The sequence below is a fragment of the Virgibacillus sp. AGTR genome, assembly GCF_016919725.2.
In the GTDB taxonomy this organism is placed as follows: domain Bacteria; phylum Bacillota; class Bacilli; order Bacillales; family Amphibacillaceae; genus Virgibacillus; species Virgibacillus salarius.
Genome location: NZ_JAJERH010000003.1, coordinates 52,693 through 71,758 on the forward strand (window position 1 = coordinate 52,693; position 19,066 = coordinate 71,758).

15 protein-coding genes, 1 other RNA gene and 2 pseudogenes are annotated in these 19,066 nt (G+C 35.9%); 12 read left to right on the forward strand and 6 right to left on the reverse strand.

Going from position 1 to position 19,066, the window contains the following annotated elements:
- Positions 1–70 precede the first annotated feature (70 nt).
- The 6 genes from JUJ52_RS02025 to JUJ52_RS02050 all read left to right on the forward strand — a co-directional run bounded on the left by JUJ52_RS02025 (position 71) and on the right by JUJ52_RS02050 (position 4,705).
- Complete coding sequence (locus JUJ52_RS02025; protein WP_226983538.1) at positions 71–1,084, forward strand: ABC transporter substrate-binding protein; 1,014 nt, start codon at positions 71–73, stop codon at positions 1,082–1,084.
- 3 nt (positions 1,085–1,087) lie between these two features.
- Positions 1,088–1,378: a thiamine-binding protein gene (locus JUJ52_RS02030; RefSeq protein WP_026681628.1), complete on the forward strand. Its 291-nt coding sequence runs from the start codon at positions 1,088–1,090 to the stop codon at positions 1,376–1,378.
- Positions 1,378–2,148 carry an ABC transporter permease gene (locus tag JUJ52_RS02035; protein WP_026681627.1) on the forward strand — a complete coding sequence of 257 codons (771 nt, stop codon included), beginning with the start codon at positions 1,378–1,380 and terminating at the stop codon, positions 2,146–2,148. The genes JUJ52_RS02030 and JUJ52_RS02035 overlap by 1 nt, the downstream gene beginning before the upstream one ends.
- A complete protein-coding gene (locus JUJ52_RS02040) occupies positions 2,141–2,881 on the forward strand; it encodes an ABC transporter ATP-binding protein (RefSeq protein WP_026681626.1) in 741 nt (246 codons plus the stop codon). Before JUJ52_RS02035 ends, JUJ52_RS02040 begins: the two co-directional genes overlap by 8 nt.
- The gene (locus JUJ52_RS02045; RefSeq protein WP_026681625.1) at positions 2,874–3,662 is read left to right on the forward strand and encodes a TatD family hydrolase; all 789 of its coding nucleotides are present in this window, start codon (positions 2,874–2,876) and stop codon (positions 3,660–3,662) included. Before JUJ52_RS02040 ends, JUJ52_RS02045 begins: the two co-directional genes overlap by 8 nt.
- A 62-nt stretch (positions 3,663–3,724) precedes the next feature.
- Positions 3,725–4,705, forward strand: coding sequence for a nucleoside hydrolase (locus JUJ52_RS02050; protein ID WP_026681624.1), 981 nt, complete (start codon positions 3,725–3,727; stop codon positions 4,703–4,705).
- 181 nt (positions 4,706–4,886) lie between these two features.
- Here the strand turns inward: JUJ52_RS02050 and ptsP are convergent, their stop codons facing one another.
- Positions 4,887–6,599, reverse strand: a complete 1,713-nt coding sequence (ptsP, locus tag JUJ52_RS02055) for a phosphoenolpyruvate--protein phosphotransferase (RefSeq protein ID WP_166530214.1) — start codon at positions 6,597–6,599, stop codon at positions 4,887–4,889.
- Positions 6,600–6,758: 159 nt separating this feature from the next.
- The gene (locus JUJ52_RS02060; protein ID WP_026681622.1) at positions 6,759–7,682 is read right to left on the reverse strand and encodes an alpha/beta fold hydrolase; all 924 of its coding nucleotides are present in this window, start codon (positions 7,680–7,682) and stop codon (positions 6,759–6,761) included.
- A 169-nt stretch (positions 7,683–7,851) separates the two neighbouring features.
- Here JUJ52_RS02060 and JUJ52_RS02065 point away from each other — a divergent pair, with 169 nt between their 5' ends.
- The 6 genes from JUJ52_RS02065 (at position 7,852) to ssrA (ending at position 14,010) form a co-directional block, all read left to right on the forward strand.
- On the forward strand, positions 7,852–8,892 hold the full coding sequence (locus JUJ52_RS02065) for a M14 family zinc carboxypeptidase (RefSeq protein WP_121605641.1): 1,041 nt from the start codon (positions 7,852–7,854) through the stop codon (positions 8,890–8,892).
- Between the two features lie 392 nt (positions 8,893–9,284).
- The gene (secG, locus tag JUJ52_RS02070; RefSeq protein WP_021289023.1) at positions 9,285–9,518 is read left to right on the forward strand and encodes a preprotein translocase subunit SecG; all 234 of its coding nucleotides are present in this window, start codon (positions 9,285–9,287) and stop codon (positions 9,516–9,518) included.
- A 97-nt stretch (positions 9,519–9,615) separates the two neighbouring features.
- A complete protein-coding gene (locus JUJ52_RS02075) occupies positions 9,616–10,362 on the forward strand; it encodes an alpha/beta hydrolase (protein ID WP_121605640.1) in 747 nt (248 codons plus the stop codon).
- Positions 10,363–10,410: 48 nt separating this feature from the next.
- Entirely contained in the window at positions 10,411–12,582 is a 2,172-nt protein-coding gene (rnr, locus tag JUJ52_RS02080) for a ribonuclease R (RefSeq protein ID WP_205388801.1), read from the forward strand.
- A gap of 476 nt (positions 12,583–13,058) precedes the next feature.
- Complete coding sequence (gene smpB, locus JUJ52_RS02085; RefSeq protein ID WP_121605639.1) at positions 13,059–13,523, forward strand: SsrA-binding protein SmpB; 465 nt, start codon at positions 13,059–13,061, stop codon at positions 13,521–13,523.
- Between the two features lie 123 nt (positions 13,524–13,646).
- Positions 13,647–14,010: a transfer-messenger RNA gene (gene ssrA, locus JUJ52_RS02090) on the forward strand.
- A 757-nt stretch (positions 14,011–14,767) separates the two neighbouring features.
- On the opposite strand, the pseudogene JUJ52_RS02095 reads toward ssrA, so the two are convergent.
- From JUJ52_RS02095 to JUJ52_RS02110, 4 genes and pseudogenes are all read right to left on the reverse strand, one after another.
- Positions 14,768–15,106, reverse strand: a pseudogene (locus JUJ52_RS02095) (transposase); the annotation flags it as partial.
- A 261-nt stretch (positions 15,107–15,367) separates the two neighbouring features.
- Entirely contained in the window at positions 15,368–16,645 is a 1,278-nt protein-coding gene (locus tag JUJ52_RS02100; RefSeq protein ID WP_205388800.1) for a sensor histidine kinase, read from the reverse strand.
- A gap of 704 nt (positions 16,646–17,349) precedes the next feature.
- A pseudogene (locus JUJ52_RS02105) lies at positions 17,350–18,347 on the reverse strand (NADP-dependent oxidoreductase).
- 43 nt (positions 18,348–18,390) lie between these two features.
- A complete protein-coding gene (locus JUJ52_RS02110; protein ID WP_121605636.1) occupies positions 18,391–18,726 on the reverse strand; it encodes an ArsR/SmtB family transcription factor in 336 nt (111 codons plus the stop codon).
- Positions 18,727–19,066 lie beyond the last annotated feature (340 nt).

Below are 19,066 nucleotides of genomic sequence, written 5' to 3' on the forward strand. Positions count from 1 at the left end.
ATTACAGTCAAACAAGATGATACATACGCTGTTCCTTACAATGAGAAAGGTATTCAAGAGGAGGAAAACATTGAAGAAGCTTTTACTGCTTAGTTTAGGGATTACACTGCTTATATTAACGGCATGTGGTACAGAAGAGAAAGAACAAAGTCAGCAGAACAATGACTCAACAGAAAAGAAAAAGATCTCTGTTGTACTTGATTGGACACCAAATACGAATCATACAGGATTATATGTTGCAAAAGAGAAGGGATATTTTGAAGAGCAAGGCCTTGATGTGGACATAATTATGCCTGGTGAAGCGGGAGCAGATCAGTTAATTGCATCTGGTAAAGCAGATTTTGGTGTGAGTTATCAGGAGGGGATTACTGAAGCTCGTGTACAAGATATACCGATTGTTTCCATTGCTGCTGTTATACAGCATAATACCTCAGGTTTTGCCTCACCCAAGAATAAACAGATTACTACACCTAAAGATTTTGAAGATAAAACATATGGTGGCTGGGGAGCTCCAGTAGAAAAAGCGGTTCTAACCTCACTCATGCAGCAGGAAAATGCTAATGTAGAATCAGTTGATATTATCAACATGGGCGATACGGACTTTTTTACTGCGGTGAAAAGAGATATTGATTTTGCGTGGATTTATTATGGTTGGACTGGTGTAGAGGCAGAGCTCCGTGATGAAGAAATTAATATGGTGTATTTAACCGATTATTCGTCAAATTTAGATTATTACACGCCGGTTTTAGCTACCAATGAAAAAATGATCAAAGATGATCCAGAAACAGTTAAGCAATTCTTAGCTGCAGTATCTAAAGGTTATAATCTAGCAATTGAGCAACCAGAGGAAACCGCTGATATCTTAATTAACGCTGTTCCTGATTTGGATGCAGAATTAGTAAAAGCAAGTCAAGCTTGGTTAGCGTCAAAGTATCAAGATGATGCGGACCAGTGGGGGAAACAAAAGCAAGAGGTATGGGAGAATTACGCCAATTGGATGTATGAGAATGAGCTGTTAGATAAACCGTTAGATAGTGAAAAAGCATTTACAAATGAGTTTTTACCAGAAACAAAGGAGGAATAAATGATGGCAGATGCACTAGTTAGTATTCAAATTATCCCGAAAACGAAAAATGGTGAAGATGTTATTCCGTATGTGGATGAAGCGATTAAGATTATCGATCATTCCGGAGTTAAGTATCAGGTAAGTCCACTAGAAACTACAATGCAAGGTGATCTTGCAGAACTATTTGGAATTATTGAGAAGATGAATAAAAGGATGACTGAAATTGGTTGTGAAAATGTTATTTCACAGGTGAAGGTTCTTTATCAACCTTCTGGAGCTTCCATGGAACAATTAACGGAGAAGTATCGCTAATGAGAAGATTGCGAGAAAAGGGATGGCGACCAGCTCTGGTCCTCATCCTTTTCCTTATCAGTTGGGAAATAGCTTGTCGTATTTTTTCGATCCCAGCTTGGCTACTACCTGCTCCAAGTGTAATATGGCAAGAAGCTGTCAATGGCTGGCCAAATTATGCTAGTCATCTACAATCGACTATCCAACTATCGATTATCGGATTTATGATAGGCAGCAGTGTAGGTACGCTCGTTGCTGTTTGTCTTCATCTCATTCCGACAGTTAGGGAAGCCTTTTATCCATTATTAATAATATCACAGAATATACCTATTATTATTTTAGCTCCCTTATTAGTAATTTGGTTTGGTTTTGGAATATTGCCGAAATTAATTGTTATTACACTTGTTTGTTTTTTTCCAATAACTATAGCAGCTTTAGATGGATTTAGACAAACAAGTGGAGAACTGAAACACTATATGCAAATGACAGGTGCCAGTAAAGGGCAAATCTTTCGTAAGCTAGAGTGGCCATATGGATTACCTTCTTTGTTTAGTGGTTTAAAGATATCGGCGACATATAGCGTAATGGGAGCGGTGATATCTGAATGGCTTGGTGCAAGTGAAGGAATTGGAGTATATATGACTTTGGCATCTTCGTCTTTCCGAACAGATCGTGTCTTTGTTGCTATCTTATTTATAGTGCTGTTAAGTTTATTGTTTTTTGGTTGTATTTCATTAATTGAAAAAAGAGTAATTAAATGGAAACCGGAAGAAGGGAAGATCAGTGAGTAACTTAGAACTTGTAAATCTAACAAAAAAATATGGGGAAACTACTATTCTTAATCGTATTTCATTAACGGTGCGAAACGGAGAGTTTGTTTCGATTGTTGGACCATCAGGAAGTGGGAAGAGCACGTTATTTCGACTGATTGGAGGGATTACCTCACCTAATTCCGGTACGATTAAATTAAATGGAAAAGAGATTATCGGCAAACGGGGATTCATCAGCTATATGCCTCAATCAGATTCCTTACTTCCTTGGCGTTCGATTTTACAAAATGTTGTCTTAGCGGCAGAAATTGCAGGTAGAAAAGATGAATTAGAAGCAAAACGAATGCTAGAACGAGCTGGCTTAAAAGGATATGAAAATGCATATCCCCATGAATTATCTGGAGGAATGAAGCAGCGCGCTTCTTTTGTACGCAGTATTTTAAGTCCCCAGCCTGTTATTTGTTTAGATGAACCATTTTCCGCATTGGATGAATTTACCCGTTTGGACATGCAAAAGTGGTTATTAGCAATGTGGAATGAGCATCAACGATCAATCCTTTTCGTAACGCATAATATAGAAGAAGCATTATTTCTATCTGATCGTGTGATCGTGTTGTCAGCTCGTCCGGCTTCGATAAAAAAAGAATTCACAATTCCTTTTTCAAGACCAAGAGAGGAAGCGTTAGTTTTATCAGAAGCATTTCTAGAGTATAAGAAAAGGATATATCAGGAATTGAGGGCTACAAATGGATAGCTTCATTATTGATGCACACATTCACTTAGATATGTATACACAGGAGGAACAAACAGAAATTATTAAATCTTTGAAACGGCATCATGTTAGCTCACTAATTTCTGTTTCGAATAACCTAGCATCGTCAATTTCCAATTTAAGGTTAGCGGAGAGATGTTCCGCAGTTAAACCTGCTTTCGGATTTCATCCGGAACAAGAAATACCTAACGATAATGATATAGCTGATTTAATACAATTTATTGACTCGAATCTAGACAGAGCAATTGCGGTAGGTGAAGTAGGTCTACCTTATTACAAGCGACAAGAAAATTCAAATTTAATGGTAAAGCCATATATTGAATTACTAGAATTATTTATACGAAAAGCTAAAGAATGGAATAAGCCAATTGTACTTCATGCAGTTTATGATGATGCTACCATTGCCTGTGATTTATTAGAAAAGTATTCCATCACCAATGCACAGTTTCATTGGTTTAAGGGTGACAAACCTACAATGGAACGAATGAGCCAGAATGGATATTTTATATCCATCACACCAGATGTCATGTACGAACGAGAAATTAACCAGCTAGTTAATAAATACCCAATAACTCATATGATGGTGGAAACGGATGGGCCTTGGCAGTTTGCTGGTCCGTTTATCAACCAACTGACCCATCCAAAAATGATCCATAAGTCGATTAAACAAATAGCGACAATTAAAAAAATGCCTCTTCCTGATGTACAGGAACAACTTTATGTTAATACATCCCAGTTCTTTCATCTTAAGAATGACAAGTGAACATAGGACGAGTATGAATGGGAATATCATGTTAACAAGACATATGTTTATGGAGGGTTTTTATGTCTCAAAAAGTGTTGTTATTTGGTGATGTAGGTATTGATGATACAATCGCGCTTATCTATGCTTATTTGAACGATGATGTAGAAGTCATCGGCATTGTGGCGGATTATGGAAACGTATCAAGAGAAAATGCAATTGCGAATATCTTATATATCCGCAGTCTTTTTCCAACAAAAGAGGTAGAGGATATTAAAGTAATTGCTGGTGCACATATTCCAATGACTGGAGAACCCCCAGTATATGTTCCGGAAATACATGGGGAATATGGATTGGGACCAATTATTCCCCCTAAAAATATGCAGAATGGTATTAGCGAAAATTTCTGTGAAATTATTGATTTAATTGAAACGTATAAAGATGAATTAGTGATTGTTAATATTGGAAGATTGACTTCTTTAGCTAGCTTATTCATCTTATATAAATCATTAATGACTACCATAAAGGAATATTACATTATGGGTGGCGCTTTCTGGGTACCAGGTAATATTACAGCTGTCTCTGAAGCTAATTTTCATGGTGACCCAGTGGCTGCTCAAGTAGTACTTGCTCACGCAAACAATGTAACCATTATTCCTCTTAATGTCACTAAATATGCGATAGCAACACCTCAAATGGTTGAGTATATTGATCGAATGGGTTCCGTTAGTATTGTGAAAGTATTACTGGATTATTATTATGATTTTTATAAAAAACGCAACCCATCGATTCAAGGTAGCCCATTACATGATGTATTGACACTTATGGCCGTTGTAAAGCCTGATATGATGACATATCAATATCTTCCTGTTCATATCATTCAAGCACAGACAGGAATAGTGAGGGGACAAAGTATTGCTGATATTCGTCCATATGTTAATTTAGAAGATATGCAAGATGGTGAAGAGGTAGGTGGGAGAGTCCATCGTATTGCCTTTAATCTCGATTATCAAAAATTCTATATTGATTTCATGTCCATTATGACTGGTGAAAGATTCAGCTAGAAGAAAATATTCCCTATAATAGTAATAGTATGTTATAATATAAGTAAGCGTTTGCAAATGGGTTTATCAAGCAGTTCAATCTAAACTTGAAACAGGGGAGTCATGACGAAGTAGTCATTTATACTTTCTTATAAACAAAGAAGATGACCTCAGGGAGAAATCACCTTCTTTATTTGTATAGCTATTCTGTTTTCTCTTTAATAAATTCTACAACTTCTTCAGCAGTACCCATTGAAAGGATTTTATCTTTATAAGCTACCATTTTTTCTTTAGATAGCTTACGAAGTTGTGTACGAGCCGGTAAGATCGACGTTGCACTCATACTGAATTCATCTAAACCAAGACCAAGTAGAATTGGAATAGCAATGGAGTCACCTGCCATCTCACCGCACATTCCAACCCATTTATCCTCACTATGTGCTGCTTCAATAACAGTATGGATTAGGTTCAGAATTGCAGGGTTATATGGTTGATATAGGTAGGAAACCTGCTCATTCATTCGGTCAGCAGCCATCGTATATTGGATTAAATCGTTTGTTCCAATACTGAAGAAGTCAACTTCCTTTGCAAATTGCTTAGCGATTACAGCTGTGGATGGAATCTCCACCATGATACCAACCTCAATGTCGTTGGAAACCTCGAAACCTTCTTTTAGTAAGGATTCTTTTTCGTCCATTAAAATAGCCTTAGCCTTGCGGAATTCTTCCAATGTTGCGATCATCGGGAACATGATTTTTAAGTTACCGTAAACGCTTGCTCGTAAAAGTGCACGTAATTGTGGACGAAAGACATTCTCATTTTCTAAGCAGAAGCGAATAGCTCGGAAGCCAAGGAATGGATTTAGTTCCTCAGGAAGGTCTAAATAGTTTAATTCCTTATCTCCACCAATATCCAATGTACGAACAACGACAGGCTTTCCTTCCATTTGCTCTAGTACTGATTTGTAAGCAGTGAACTGCTCTTCTTCTGTTGGGAGCTGACTTTTACCCATATATAAAAATTCTGTACGATATAGTCCAATGCCTTCACCGCCATTAGCTAGCACACCTTCAACATCATCTGGAGTACCAATGTTGGCAGCTAGTTCCACTTGTTCTCCATCTTCCGAAAATGTAGGCTCGTCTTTTAGCTTAGCCCATTCTTGCTTCATCTCGGCAAACGCTTCTTGTTTCTTTCGATATTCTGCTATTTCTTCTTCAGACGGATTGATAATAACTATTCCTGCATTTCCGTCAACAATGATCGTATCATCTTTTTTAACAGATGCTGTTATTTCTTTCGTACCAACAACCGCAGGAATTTCTAATGACCTAGCCATAATCGCTGAATGGGAGGTGCGGCCACCGATATCAGTAGCAAAGCCCTTAACAAAATCACGATTTAATTGTGCAGTATCCGAAGGGGTTAAATCGTTCGCAATGACAATTACCTCTTCGTTAATTAAAGCAGGATCAGGGAAGGTAACCCCTAATAAATGAGCCATAACTCGCTTTGTTACATCATGAATATCTGCAGCGCGTTCACGCATATAGGCATTATCCATATTCTTAAACATATCGATAAACATATTGGCTGTTTCTTCAAGAGCAGTTTCGGCAATGACATTTTCAGCTTTTATTTTATCCTTAATAGGGTTTATTAGTTCAGGGTCACTAAGTACTAATAAATGGGCTGAAAAAATTTCGGCATGTTCATCACCGATATTTTCTTTAGTATGTGCCTTGATTTTCTCAAGTTCTTGCTTAGAAATTTCAAGCGCTTTATCTAATCGCTCTATTTCGACATCTGGATTGTCGATAGATACTTTTTCAAATGACAAATCTGGAGATGCAAGCTGGTATACTTTTGCGATTGCAATTCCAGATGAAGCGGCAATTCCTTGAACATTTGACATATTTGTTACCCAACCTTTCTACAATTCAATCAACCTCTATTTTACCCCCTTGGATTAGTAGGTACAAGCAATCAGCGACAATTTATTTAAAGTTTGTCGAAAAAGACGGAAAAAAGTTAGAAATTATTTAAAAAGTACGAGTGAATTCGGGGTTTCACTCTATATACTGGAAATATTTGCTTGTAACCAGCTATTTATTGCAGTATACACCTCTTCTTTATTTGCTTCATTCAACAGTTCATGTCTACCATTTGTAAAGACCATTGTAGTTATGCTTTCAAGACCGGCTTTTTCAAAAAGTCGTGCTGTCTTCCAGATCCCCTTTTCATAGTTACCGACCGGATCACAGTCACCACTTAGGATGAGAAGTGGAAAATTATGACGAATATGCTTATTATTGCTTGTCTTTTGCATAGTAAGTAAACCTTCCATTAAGTCAAAAAAGAAACGACCAGTAGGGATAAAGCCTGTAAATGGATCTTTTACGTATTTTTGAACCGTTACATGATCACTACTTAACCATTCATAGCCAGTGGAAGCATCTGCGATTTTTTTATTATATGTACCAAATACAAGCTTGTTCATCCACGGTGCTTCTTTCTTTGGTGAAAAGAAGCTAGCCAGTTGCTTACCGGCTATTGTTTTTAAACGAGGAAAATGACCCGTTCCAGATAGAATAGCGCCATCCACTAAGCTACTATTTTGCTGAATAAAAATGCGAATAAGAAAAGAGCCCATACTATGACCAATTAAAAATAGAGGTAACGTAGGGTGGCTTGCTTTAATTTGTTTAGATAGCTGGACGAGATCATCAGCAGTCCTAAAAAATCCATGACTATCAGCGAAATATCCTAATTTCCCCTGTCTCTCACCAGTTCTACCATGCCCTCGATGATCATTTCCATAAACAATAAAACCTTGTGAAGTTAAGTATGAAGCAAAATTCTCATATCGTTCGATATGTTCCATCATACCATGTGCAATTTGTATGACTGCTTTAGCTTGTTTTTTGGGTTCCCACTTTTGAACAAAGATATCAACATTATCTGGTGATGTGTACCAAAAGGTATTTTTAAGATTCATTTTACTCCTCCTCCGTTTGTATTCCCACTTCTGCACAAATAGTCTTATTAGTGGAATGATGATGTTATGCATAAGTATTATTCCTTATTTTCTGATAAAAAGAAAGGGATTCGACAATTTTTATAGAATCATTTAATGACAAAGATTAAAAAATAGGAGTGATACAATCATGAAAAACAAATGGATAACACTTTCAATTACAGGGGCCTTAATACTTGGAACAACAGCCATTGGGACACCAATAGTAAATGCAGTGGGAGAAGGTCCAAATTATAACGGGAAGGAAACCATTACGAATTCGATTCTTCATTCGCATCAAGAACTAGTAGATTTCTTGCATAAGCAAGAAGCAAAGCAAGAAGCAATGGAATTAGAAGTAATTGGTCAATCGGTAAAGGGCAGAGATCTACACTTAGTAAAATATATCAAGAATCCAGAAAATCCTACTATTTTGTTCCTCACTCAGCAGCATGGCAATGAAGCATTAACTACTGAGGGAGCATTACAGTTTATTAAACAACTTGGAACCGGAAAAATGAAAGGTATTCTCAAGGACGTAAACGTCCTTATCATTCCTAGACTAAATGTAGATGGTGCGATGGGAGATGTAAACTTTCCTTTAGATGATTATATTGCTAGTGGAGACCATCATTTAACGAGATATAACGCAAATGAAGTGGATCTAAATAGAGATCATGTTGAAAGATTACAACCAGAAACAAAAGCATTACATGACAATGTACTTGGTCCCTACGATGTTGATTATATGATTGATTTACACCATCAAGCAACCCAAAGTGAGGTAGATGGTAAACTAGTTTCGGGCTCTATATTGTATCCAACTACAGACAATGCTAATGAGACGGTAGTTAAAAAGTCGAAACAATTAGGTGCAGTTGTATATGATGCTATTGACTCTAAAGGATGGGGACATATCGGTAAATATCAGGGAGGTTCGGCGGAGACGATTAGTCGAAATGGAATTGCAGTAGAATATGGTATTTCGACATTACTATTTGAAATGCGTGGAATGGCAGATCATGAATGGGAATCGTATGTACTTGGTCAAAAAAGTAATGGATATTTAATTAAGCAAACAGTCATTACACTGGAGGAAACAGTTAGGGCAATTGCTGATAGATCGATTGAGTCAAAAGATACCTCTTTTTGGGATTCTTTACCTTATCAGACAAGGAGAACAACAGAATAAACTGATTTAATGTGTATTTCTATTCCGTATCAAAGGTTTGGTAGGATATGTCAGTCGCAAGGTTTTCCATTTCTCCGTACTGTGGTTTTAAATAAAAATATATCGATTATTCTCAAAGCCTTTCCACAGAGAAAACAACTGGAAAATAAGGGACGCCGGGGGATAGAGAAGACGTGACAAGATCTATTTAAAGCATTAGTAATTCTGCCGGCGTAATTCGTACTATACTCTTCATGGTCAATTGTCTAACGTAATCGAAAAAGCTTGCTATGACAAAGTAAGTTATGCTAAAGTTATAAGTAGGTTCAAGTATGCTAGGTACGGCATATGTGGTAACGGATGAAATTCAGATTTTTTGTTTGGTTATATGTTACAGGGGGTATCATACAAATATGCTAGGAATCGTAAATGTATTATTAGTGATTGATGGAATTATTATGATTGTACTTGTATTATTGCAGTCTGGGAAAAGTGAAGGCTTATCTGGCGCGATTTCCGGTGGTGCTGAACAATTATTTGGGAAACAGAAAGCACGAGGCATTGATCTTGTTTTACACCGAGGAACGATCGTAACAGCCGTAATATTTTTTGTACTAGCTTTTCTGAGCGCATATGTTTTACAATAGATACGAACCCTTATCACTAATAGTGGTAAGGGTTTTTACTTTAAGGTAAAAAGGGTAAAGTAGATAAAGAAAGAAAGCAGAAGGAGTTGCAGTAAGAATGAAAGTTAAACAACCACAACCTTTTACGTTTGAAGCTGGACCGCGTGCGGTATTATTACTACATGGCTTTACTGGGCATTCTGCAGATGTCCGAATGCTAGGAAGGTATTTAGAAAAACGAGGATATACAAGTCATGCTCCTATTTATCGTGGACACGGACTACCACCAGAAGAATTAGTAAAGGCAACACCAGATGAATGGTGGGAAGATGTAAAAGAAGCCTATCAACATTTAAAGGAACTTGGATACAATGAAATAGCAGTAGCTGGCTTATCCTTAGGAGGAGTATTAGGCTTGAAAATTGCCTATACCGAAAAAACAAAAGCAGTCATAACGATGTGTTCTCCTATGTTTTTTGATAATGAAACACAGCTAACCAAAGGATTTACAGCATTTGCTAAAGAGTACAAACAATTAGAAAGAAAAGATAAAGATGTTATCGAAAAAGAAGTTGAGGAACTGTTGAAGAATTCAACCGATGTATTTACTCACCTAGGAAAATTTATTAATGAGGTCAAAAATGAAGTGGATACAATCTACACACCTACGATGGTAGTTCAGGCGAGAAAAGATAACATGATAAATACGGATAGTGCAAATTATATTTATGATAATGTCGAATCTGATCAAAAAGCAATTCATTGGTATGAGGACTCTGGACATGTAATCACAATGGATAAAGAGAAAGAACAAGTATTTGAAGATATTTATCAATTCCTTGAAACATTAAACTGGGAAGAATGATTATATTCAACAAAGAACGTTAACAATAATAGAAAGAAGGTGAAGAAAGTGAAGGAAAAAATACAAAATTATTTTAAAGAAAATGGAACAAAACCATTAGCAGTAGACGAATTAGAAGAAGTGTTAGAAATTGAGGATGCAATAGAATTCAAAGAACTGGTCAAAGTACTTAATCAATTAGAAGAAGAAGGTGAACTGGTTCGAACTCGAAAAAATCGATTTGGTCTTCCAGAAAAAATGAATCTGATACGGGGCAGAATTCAAATGCATGCGAAAGGATTTGCATTCTTAATTCCAGATGATGAGAAGCAAGATGATGTTTATGTCCACCACTCTGATCTGGCATCTGCAATGAATAACGATAAAGTACTGGTACGTATTGAAAAAAGGGATAAAGATGGAAATCGTCCTGAAGGTACAGTGATCCGCATATTAGAACGAGCAACTTTGCAGGTAGTGGGCACATTTGAGGATAATCGTTCATTTGGGTTTGTGATAGCGGATGATAAGCGGATTCCTAATGATATCTTCATCCCAAAAAATATGACGAATGGAGCTGTAAGTGGGCATAAAGTAATTGCCCATATTACAAAATATCCAGAGGGAAAGAAAAGTGCTGAGGGAGAAATTATTCATATACTTGGTCATAAAAATGATCCAGGTATTGATATTATATCAATTATCCATAAGCACGGTATTAAGATGGACTTCCCTAATAAAGTGCTTGATCAAGCCGCTGCTACACCAGAAACAATCTCAGCAGATGAAATAAAGGAAAGAAGAGATCTACGTAATGAAACAATTGTTACTATTGATGGTGCAGATGCAAAGGATTTAGATGATGCCGTTTCTGTAAAAAAATTAGACAATGGTAATTATAAGCTAGGTGTCTATATTGCAGATGTTAGTTATTATGTGGAAGAAGGAAGTCCGATTGATCAAGAAGCGCTAGAAAGAGGAACAAGTGTCTATCTAGTGGATCGGGTTATTCCAATGATACCTCATCGTTTATCCAATGGTATTTGTTCCTTAAATCCTCAAGTCGATCGATTAACCTTAGGTTGTGAAATGGAAATTGATACTAGTGGAAACATTGTTGACCATGAGATTTTCCAAAGTGTCATCCGTGCGAATGAGCGAATGACTTATTCCGATGTAAATAAAATTCTTGTAGATAAAGATGAGGCATTACGTGAACGTTATAGGGAATTAGTACCTGTTTTTGAAAATATGGAGCAATTAGCTTCCGTACTGCGTCATAAACGGATGGATCGAGGAGCCATTGACTTTGATTTTAAGGAAGCAAAGGTTTTAGTGGATGAAAATGGTAAGCCAGAAGATGTGGTACTACGTGAGCGTTCTGTTGCTGAACGGTTAATTGAAGAATTTATGTTAGCCGCTAATGAAACAGTAGCAGAGCATTTCCATTGGTTAGATGTTCCATTTATCCATCGAATCCACGAAGACCCTGACCCAGGTAAGCTACAGACATTCTTTGAATTTTTAGCAGGGCTAGGTTATGTCGTAAAAGGGACGAACAACGAAGTTCATCCACAGGCATTACAAAAGGTACTGGAAGAAGTGCAGGGTAAACCAGAAGAAATGATTGTATCCAAGCTGATGCTACGGTCCATGCAGCAGGCAAAATATGATCCACAAAGCATTGGTCATTTTGGGCTGGCAACAGAGTTTTATACGCATTTCACTTCACCGATTCGCAGATATCCAGACTTGACAGTGCATCGATTAATCCGTACGTATCTTATTCAGAAAAAAATGGATCAGAAAACGATGCAGAAATGGAAAGATGCAATGCCAGAAATTTCTAGACAAACCTCAGAAGCAGAAAGAAGAGCTGTGGATGCAGAACGAGAAACAGATGATTTGAAAAAAGCAGAATTTATGAAAGATAAAATTGGTGAATCGTATACTGGTGTAATCAGCTCTATTACCAATTTTGGCTTGTTTGTTGAACTAGAAAATACAATTGAAGGATTAATTCATGTAAGCTACTTAACGGATGATTATTATCATTACGACCAACGAAGTCAGGCGATGATCGGTGAACGTACAGCAAATATGTACCGAATTGGTGATGAAGTAAAGGTGAAAGTAGCTGGTGTTAATTTAGATGAACGTACCGTTGATTTCGAAATGGTTTATTCGAAAAAGCCAAAGAAGCAAAAACGGATAAAAGCTAAAAGAGTTAAAAAGAAGTAAGAACGAACCGCTGCATCTATTCATTGATCAGCGGTTTCAAGATTTGCTGCATAGTGTTACCGTTATATAAGTTAATAAAGTGTTTGTCATATTCCTCTATTTTAATTTGGTAGAAGCCACTATTTAGATGCTTAATACTAACGATAAAACTATGTAACGCTTACTAAGAGGAAGTTTTTTTGTTTGTCGTTCTTATTTGAACTTGTAGAACCACTTGGTGCCATTATTACACAATGTTTTTCAACCAATTGATTTTCTCCATGGTTGCCGGAATGAAGGTATTTATCTTGCTAGATGAATTATTACCAGCAGCCAAGTAATATGATGAAGCACATCTATTGCGATAGATGAAGTAATGAGCGATATGACTGTCCTGACTATTAGCTTATTAGTAATGATTTGATTCATTTTTTTATTGGAATACTTCCAAATATTTGATAGAATAAGGTTCATGTAAGCAGTAGGAGGAAGTTCTTATGCCTAAAGGACAAGGAAATACAATTGCACAAAATAAACGAGCATCCCATGAATATTTTATTGAGGATACCTTTGAAGCGGGAATCGTCCTTCAAGGTACAGAAATAAAATCAATTCGAGCAGGAAGAGTAAATATTAAAGATTCACATGCTAGGATCGATCGAGGAGAAGTTAAACTAATTAACCTTCACATTGCGGAATATGAACAGGGAAATCGATTTAATCATGATCCAACTCGAACACGTAAGCTTTTGCTCCATCGTAAAGAAATTGATAAGTTAATTGGCTTAACGCAACAGCAAGGTTATGCGCTGGTTCCATTAAAAATTTATATCAAAAATGGATATGCTAAAGTATTATTAGGATTAGGAAAAGGGAAAAAGAAATATGATAAACGGGAAGATCTTAAGCGTAAACAAATGAAGCGAGATGTAGATCGTGCTATCAAAGAGCATATGCGATAAAAGCAAGGCAGATCTCATGAAAAATTTGACTTTTATACTAAAAATGTTATAATGAAGCATGTAATTAGGAAAGCAAAATAAAATTATATATGCTCATTCTTCCTAGCGTTACTCCTATTTTATGGGGACGTTACGGATTCGACAGGGGTAGATTGAGTTCAGGTTGCGCGTCGAGGTTACGGCTCGTAAAACGTTATCGCCTAAATATAACTGGCAAAGAAAACAATCAACCTGCTTTAGCAGCTGCGTAAGCACTGCTAAGCGATCCTTCCTGCTATTGCCCGTGTAGCAGATTGAAGGGTCTCAAATCGAGCGGGCTATACAATGATCCACCGTCTGAGGATGATTGTTGAAACCAATCAGACTAGCTTCTCTAAAGCCTGTCGATAGGCTGAAGAGTAAGCGAATGATAATATATCGACTATGCGTGTAGAAGCCTGAGTGGCGATATCTCTGGACGTGGGTTCGATTCCCACCGTCTCCACCAAATACATAATTGGTGGTTTTTTAGTTTAAGCGGTAACATATTTACCTGAATTAATATATTTTTGCTAATTAAAGTCGTCTTTCATTTGAGGATGGCTTTTTTGTTTATGAAATTACAAAAGTTACTCATGTGGGTAATTATGGGTGCGTTGAGCAGCGCCCAGAAACTAGGCGACTTCATGAATCACCCTACGATAAGTCATCATAGGCTTGCAAGCTTACCGTGATTCCTTTATTTCCGTTGACTTACTACAGTCGCTACGTTTCTAATCGGACGTTTGTGCTTTTGTTCTTATACTTGGATATAAATGACTAAAAGATTAGGAAACAGAGAAATTGGAACTAATATATATTGAAGTTATTACGCAGGTTACGGAGAGAATTTCAGTAAGGGAGATGGAGAAATCTATAATGTTGTTATCTTTTTTTAGGAACAGTACACTCTTTTCATGGTACGAATTCAGAGAATATCTGAAAAAAAATGATAACATTAATCATGAGTTAACCTTAGACATTCGTTAATTATGATTGTCTTTTTATTTAGGAGATGGATATAGTAAACCTAGCTGGTCAGATAAGATTGGTTACCTTAAAAGGGAAATAATTTTCCTACTTGTATTAATGGTTATTAATACAAGTTTAAAAGTAGTATAGAATATGTTTATCATGATACTGTAAGTAGTAAGTATATGAAGAAATAAGAAATTTACTATTAAGCAGGGTTGTAATTGAATATAGAGAAGAATAATTCCCTTCGCACAAGCCTTAAGGGTTGGTGCACCATAGACTTTTCTTAAAGATTTTGTGAAAGCTTTATAATCCTTGCTTGGAACGATTTGATGGAATTGCGAATCAAATGAACGATGCATCGTTGAACGATAACGTCAGGTAAAATTGCTCGTGATCCTTCTTCCAAATCACTCACACCATCCATGGAAATAAAGAGTATGTCTTCGACACCCCTTGCTTTGATTTCATCGAAGATTTGCATCGACTTGTGTTTGCTTTCCGTCTCATTTAGCCATAGACCCGAGTATTTCTTTTCTGCCTTCCATGGTGTACCCTAAAATCGTATAGACGGTATATTTCTTTGTTTCACAGCATCAACATCGTTCCAAATGCGGAGATCTTGTATATTTTGGATTTAAGTCTCATTGCTTTCACTCCTTAGAAATCCCTCACGTTCTATTATTAGTTTTTTTAACTTTTCCGGATCCTCTAGAGTAGCTTGATTACTTAAATACTTCGCTGCTTCCTTATTTTTTTCTTGTCAGCATTTATTTACTTCATTTTTTCAATTTCTACTTTTTTGGATGGTCAGCCAAGGTTTATAAGCAGTTATATTGAAATGACGGAGGCTATTTTTTGGCTTTTTTAGAAACGTATTTTGTAATGTTAAAGGCGATCACCGTACCAACTTCTATCTTACTTCTGATTTGCAAACCTGTTCCAAAACTTTCAATTAGTCTTCTATTCGTATTTTTGATCCCTACTCCTGTAAAATCGATTGAATCAATGCGTTTAATAGAACGAATGACGTCATTGCTCATTCCAACTCCATCATCTTTAATGATAACTCGTAAATAATCATATTTCTTAAAAACTTTAATTTCAATTGTTCCACCAGAAGTCCGTTGCATAATCCCGTGTTTTATTGCATTTTCAACAATTGGTTGAATTGTCAGCGTTGGTAGATAAAAACCTTCTACATCATCTACTTTCCAATGAACTTTTAATTTGTTGCCAAACCTTACTTTTTCTATATACAGATAGGATTCTACAACGGAAATTTCCTCTTCAAAAGGTGTCCATTTATTAAAGGAATCAGAGTCAAATTTACTCCGTAGAAATTCACTAAATTGATCTACCAATCGACGCATTTTTTCAACGTCTACAATGCTTAGTGCATTGATGGAATTTAAAGTATTAAATATAAAATGTGGTTGTATTTGTGCTTGTAACCATTTTGCTTCCATTGCTGATTTCAATTCCTGCCTCATTTGATAGGATAAAGCAAGTCCTAATCCTAAAGGCCATCCAATGTAAAAAGGGAGAATAAATAGAACTAACAAAACTTGGAATGAATGTTGTGTTGGTCCAATTAGTTGCCCCTCGATTTGACCGCTAAATGCTAAATACCATCTATAAGAAAAAACTGGGATGATCAAAACGACTGAAACAGCTGTATATAAATGTACTAAAAATTGAACTTTATTTGTTTTAAAGAGTATAGCAACTATCGCAATTACTGCAACGAGTACGACAATAAAATCATGGTAAAGATATCTTGCAGTAGGATTTGTTTGATTTATAAACGACATGATAACGGATAACAGAATTAACGCTATTATTAGTTTTTGTCTTTTTCTTTCATTACCAAAATCGCGAAATCTAAGGATACCCTCCATTAATAGAATTGCACCGATCAATGTACAACAATTGTTTAAGAATGTGATCAAACTTCCATCAAAAAAATATATACTAATAAAGCTTACAAACCAACTAACAGACGACCAAGTCCAGAAAGCAGGCCCTTTTACCATAGGGTTAATTCTCCATAAAACAATCATTAATATTAATCCCATAAAATTAATGATACCAACAACTAGTAGAAGCGTTGCTAGATCAAGTGCCATATAAGCCTCCAATTAATTCGATAGATTATTAGTTTATTGATCCTTCATTTCTCCACTTTCTAATTATGATGAACTCATTTATAATAACACTCATATTACATGTTCGAAACAAACAAATTAAATATTGATTTTCCTTGCCTAATCAAGCAAGTTCATTTTCCCCTTCGGAACGATTATCAAGTGTTGCTAAAGGTCCTAACAATAAGGAGAGCAAGAACTAATTTAAGCTAGTTCTGTTTTTGCCTTGTTCAATACCTGTATTAGTCAAAGATATCTGCACAAGTTCATAAAGCTTCACTAATTGGCGAATGAACTTGTTTCTTGATGATTTTTTATCCAACGATTTTATGCAGAAGTAATGATATTATCATACTCCAAAATAGCTTTCATCCACATACATCATTGGTGGTTTTTAGTTTAAGTGAGACGTAAAGCATAAGTTTTAAACATTGAAAACTATGCTTGATTTTTTTCATTTGTCTATTTTAAAATTATTAGTCAAATTTTTATATATTTAGTTGTTGAATACTTTTGCATTATAAGTACATAGCTATACCCTTTTGGTTTCTAATTTTCTAATGTATGTTAGATAACAGTAAAATAAAGTTTGCTTATTTTATTAAAATTATTTAACAAAAGCAACCTTTACTGTAAGTACATTCCAAATAGATGTCGATTGAATGTATAGTATCTTTGTTCAACAACTATCTAATTTTCAATATTATTTTCCCTTTCGCCCTTCCAGACTCCACATATTCCATCGCTATTTGGGCATCTTCAAATGGCAAAACTCTATCAATTATAGGTTTGATTTTACCGGTCTCAATATAGTTTGCGATTATACGTAATTGCTCTCCACTTGGCTTCATAAACAAAAATGTATATGGCGCATTATGTTTTTTTCAAGCGTAGTAAGTTTATGGCCTGCTACTGAAAACAACAATGTTTTAAAAAATCCAGAACCATATTCTTTACCAAAACGAGCATTCGGTAATCCTGAAACAGAAACTATCTTTCCTCCGCTCCTTATCACTTCAAATGATCTTTCCAGTATCTCGCCACCCAGTGTATCAAATACGGCATCATATTTTTTCAAGATCTCTTCAAATTTTTCTGTCTTGTAATTTATAACTTCATCTGCACCAAGTGATTTTACTAAGTTCGCGCCAGCTTCACTGGCGGTCGTTGCAACGGTGGCACCTACTAATTTGGCCAGTTGAATAGCAAATGTACCGACACCTCCAGCCCCAGCTTGAATTAAAATCTTTTGTCCCTTTTGTAGATCCAAAATGTCTATTAGTGCTTGATAGGAGGTTAACCCAATTAGTGGGATCGATGCTGCTTCTTCAAAGCTCAAATTTTTAGGTTTTAAGGCGATATCATCTTCATGAATAGCAATAAATTCAGCAAAAGTACCCATTTTGCTTTTACGTGGACGTGCATATATTTCGTCACCAACTTTAAAACGAGTTACCTTTGCGCCAACCTTTGCAACGACACCAGAAAAGTCATTCCCTAAAATAAGTGGCATTTTATATTTAACTAACAATTTCACTTTCCCATCGCGTATCTTAAAATCAACAGGATTAATACTAGCTGCATGAATTTCTGCAAGTACCTCATATTCATCAATTTCAGGTGTGGGCATTTCTGCCAAACGCATTGGCACTTTTCCATACCTATCAATAACCATTGCTTTCATAGCCTATACCTCCAAATAATGTGTGTGTTAAATTCCATCATTATTAATAAAACTTCTGCATGAAATGATCAATATTCAACACAAGCGTTTTTAATAAATCTAATTCTGTACATACATTAATATAATAAAAATTTTTTGTCCCTTCTTTACGCATTAAAATCACACCGGCTTCTCGCAAAACCTTAAGATGATGGGACACAGCAGGTCGAGAAAGATGTGTCTGTTCAGTGATTTCACCCACACGTAATCCTGTTTGACAATCAGTTCCCATTAGAACTAACAAGATTGATTGACGTGTTTCATCACCAATTGCCAAAAGTACTTTTTGACATTTAATAAAATCCTCTTTGATTATATTTAGTTGATCCTGTTTATTCATTCAATAAAATACCTCCAAAATCAGTTTAATGGTTTAAGTTGATAAACCATATTAATAAAAACAACAGTATACTATTGTTATGTTAGATGCAATATTGAGAAAGCAAATCGAGACGAAGATATTTTAGGGGGGGGAAGCATTATTAACTTTCATATTCAGCAACTTTAAAAAGGAGATGATGTTAGAATGCTTTCGTATTCCAACACTAGATAATTAATCTAGAGGTCTTCTAAAAGGAAGAAACATGAAATGCAGAATCACTTTATTACGAATCTCAAAATCATCAAATAACTTCTTGACTAAACTACTCACAGCTTCTTCCGTTGCATAACCTCTTCCT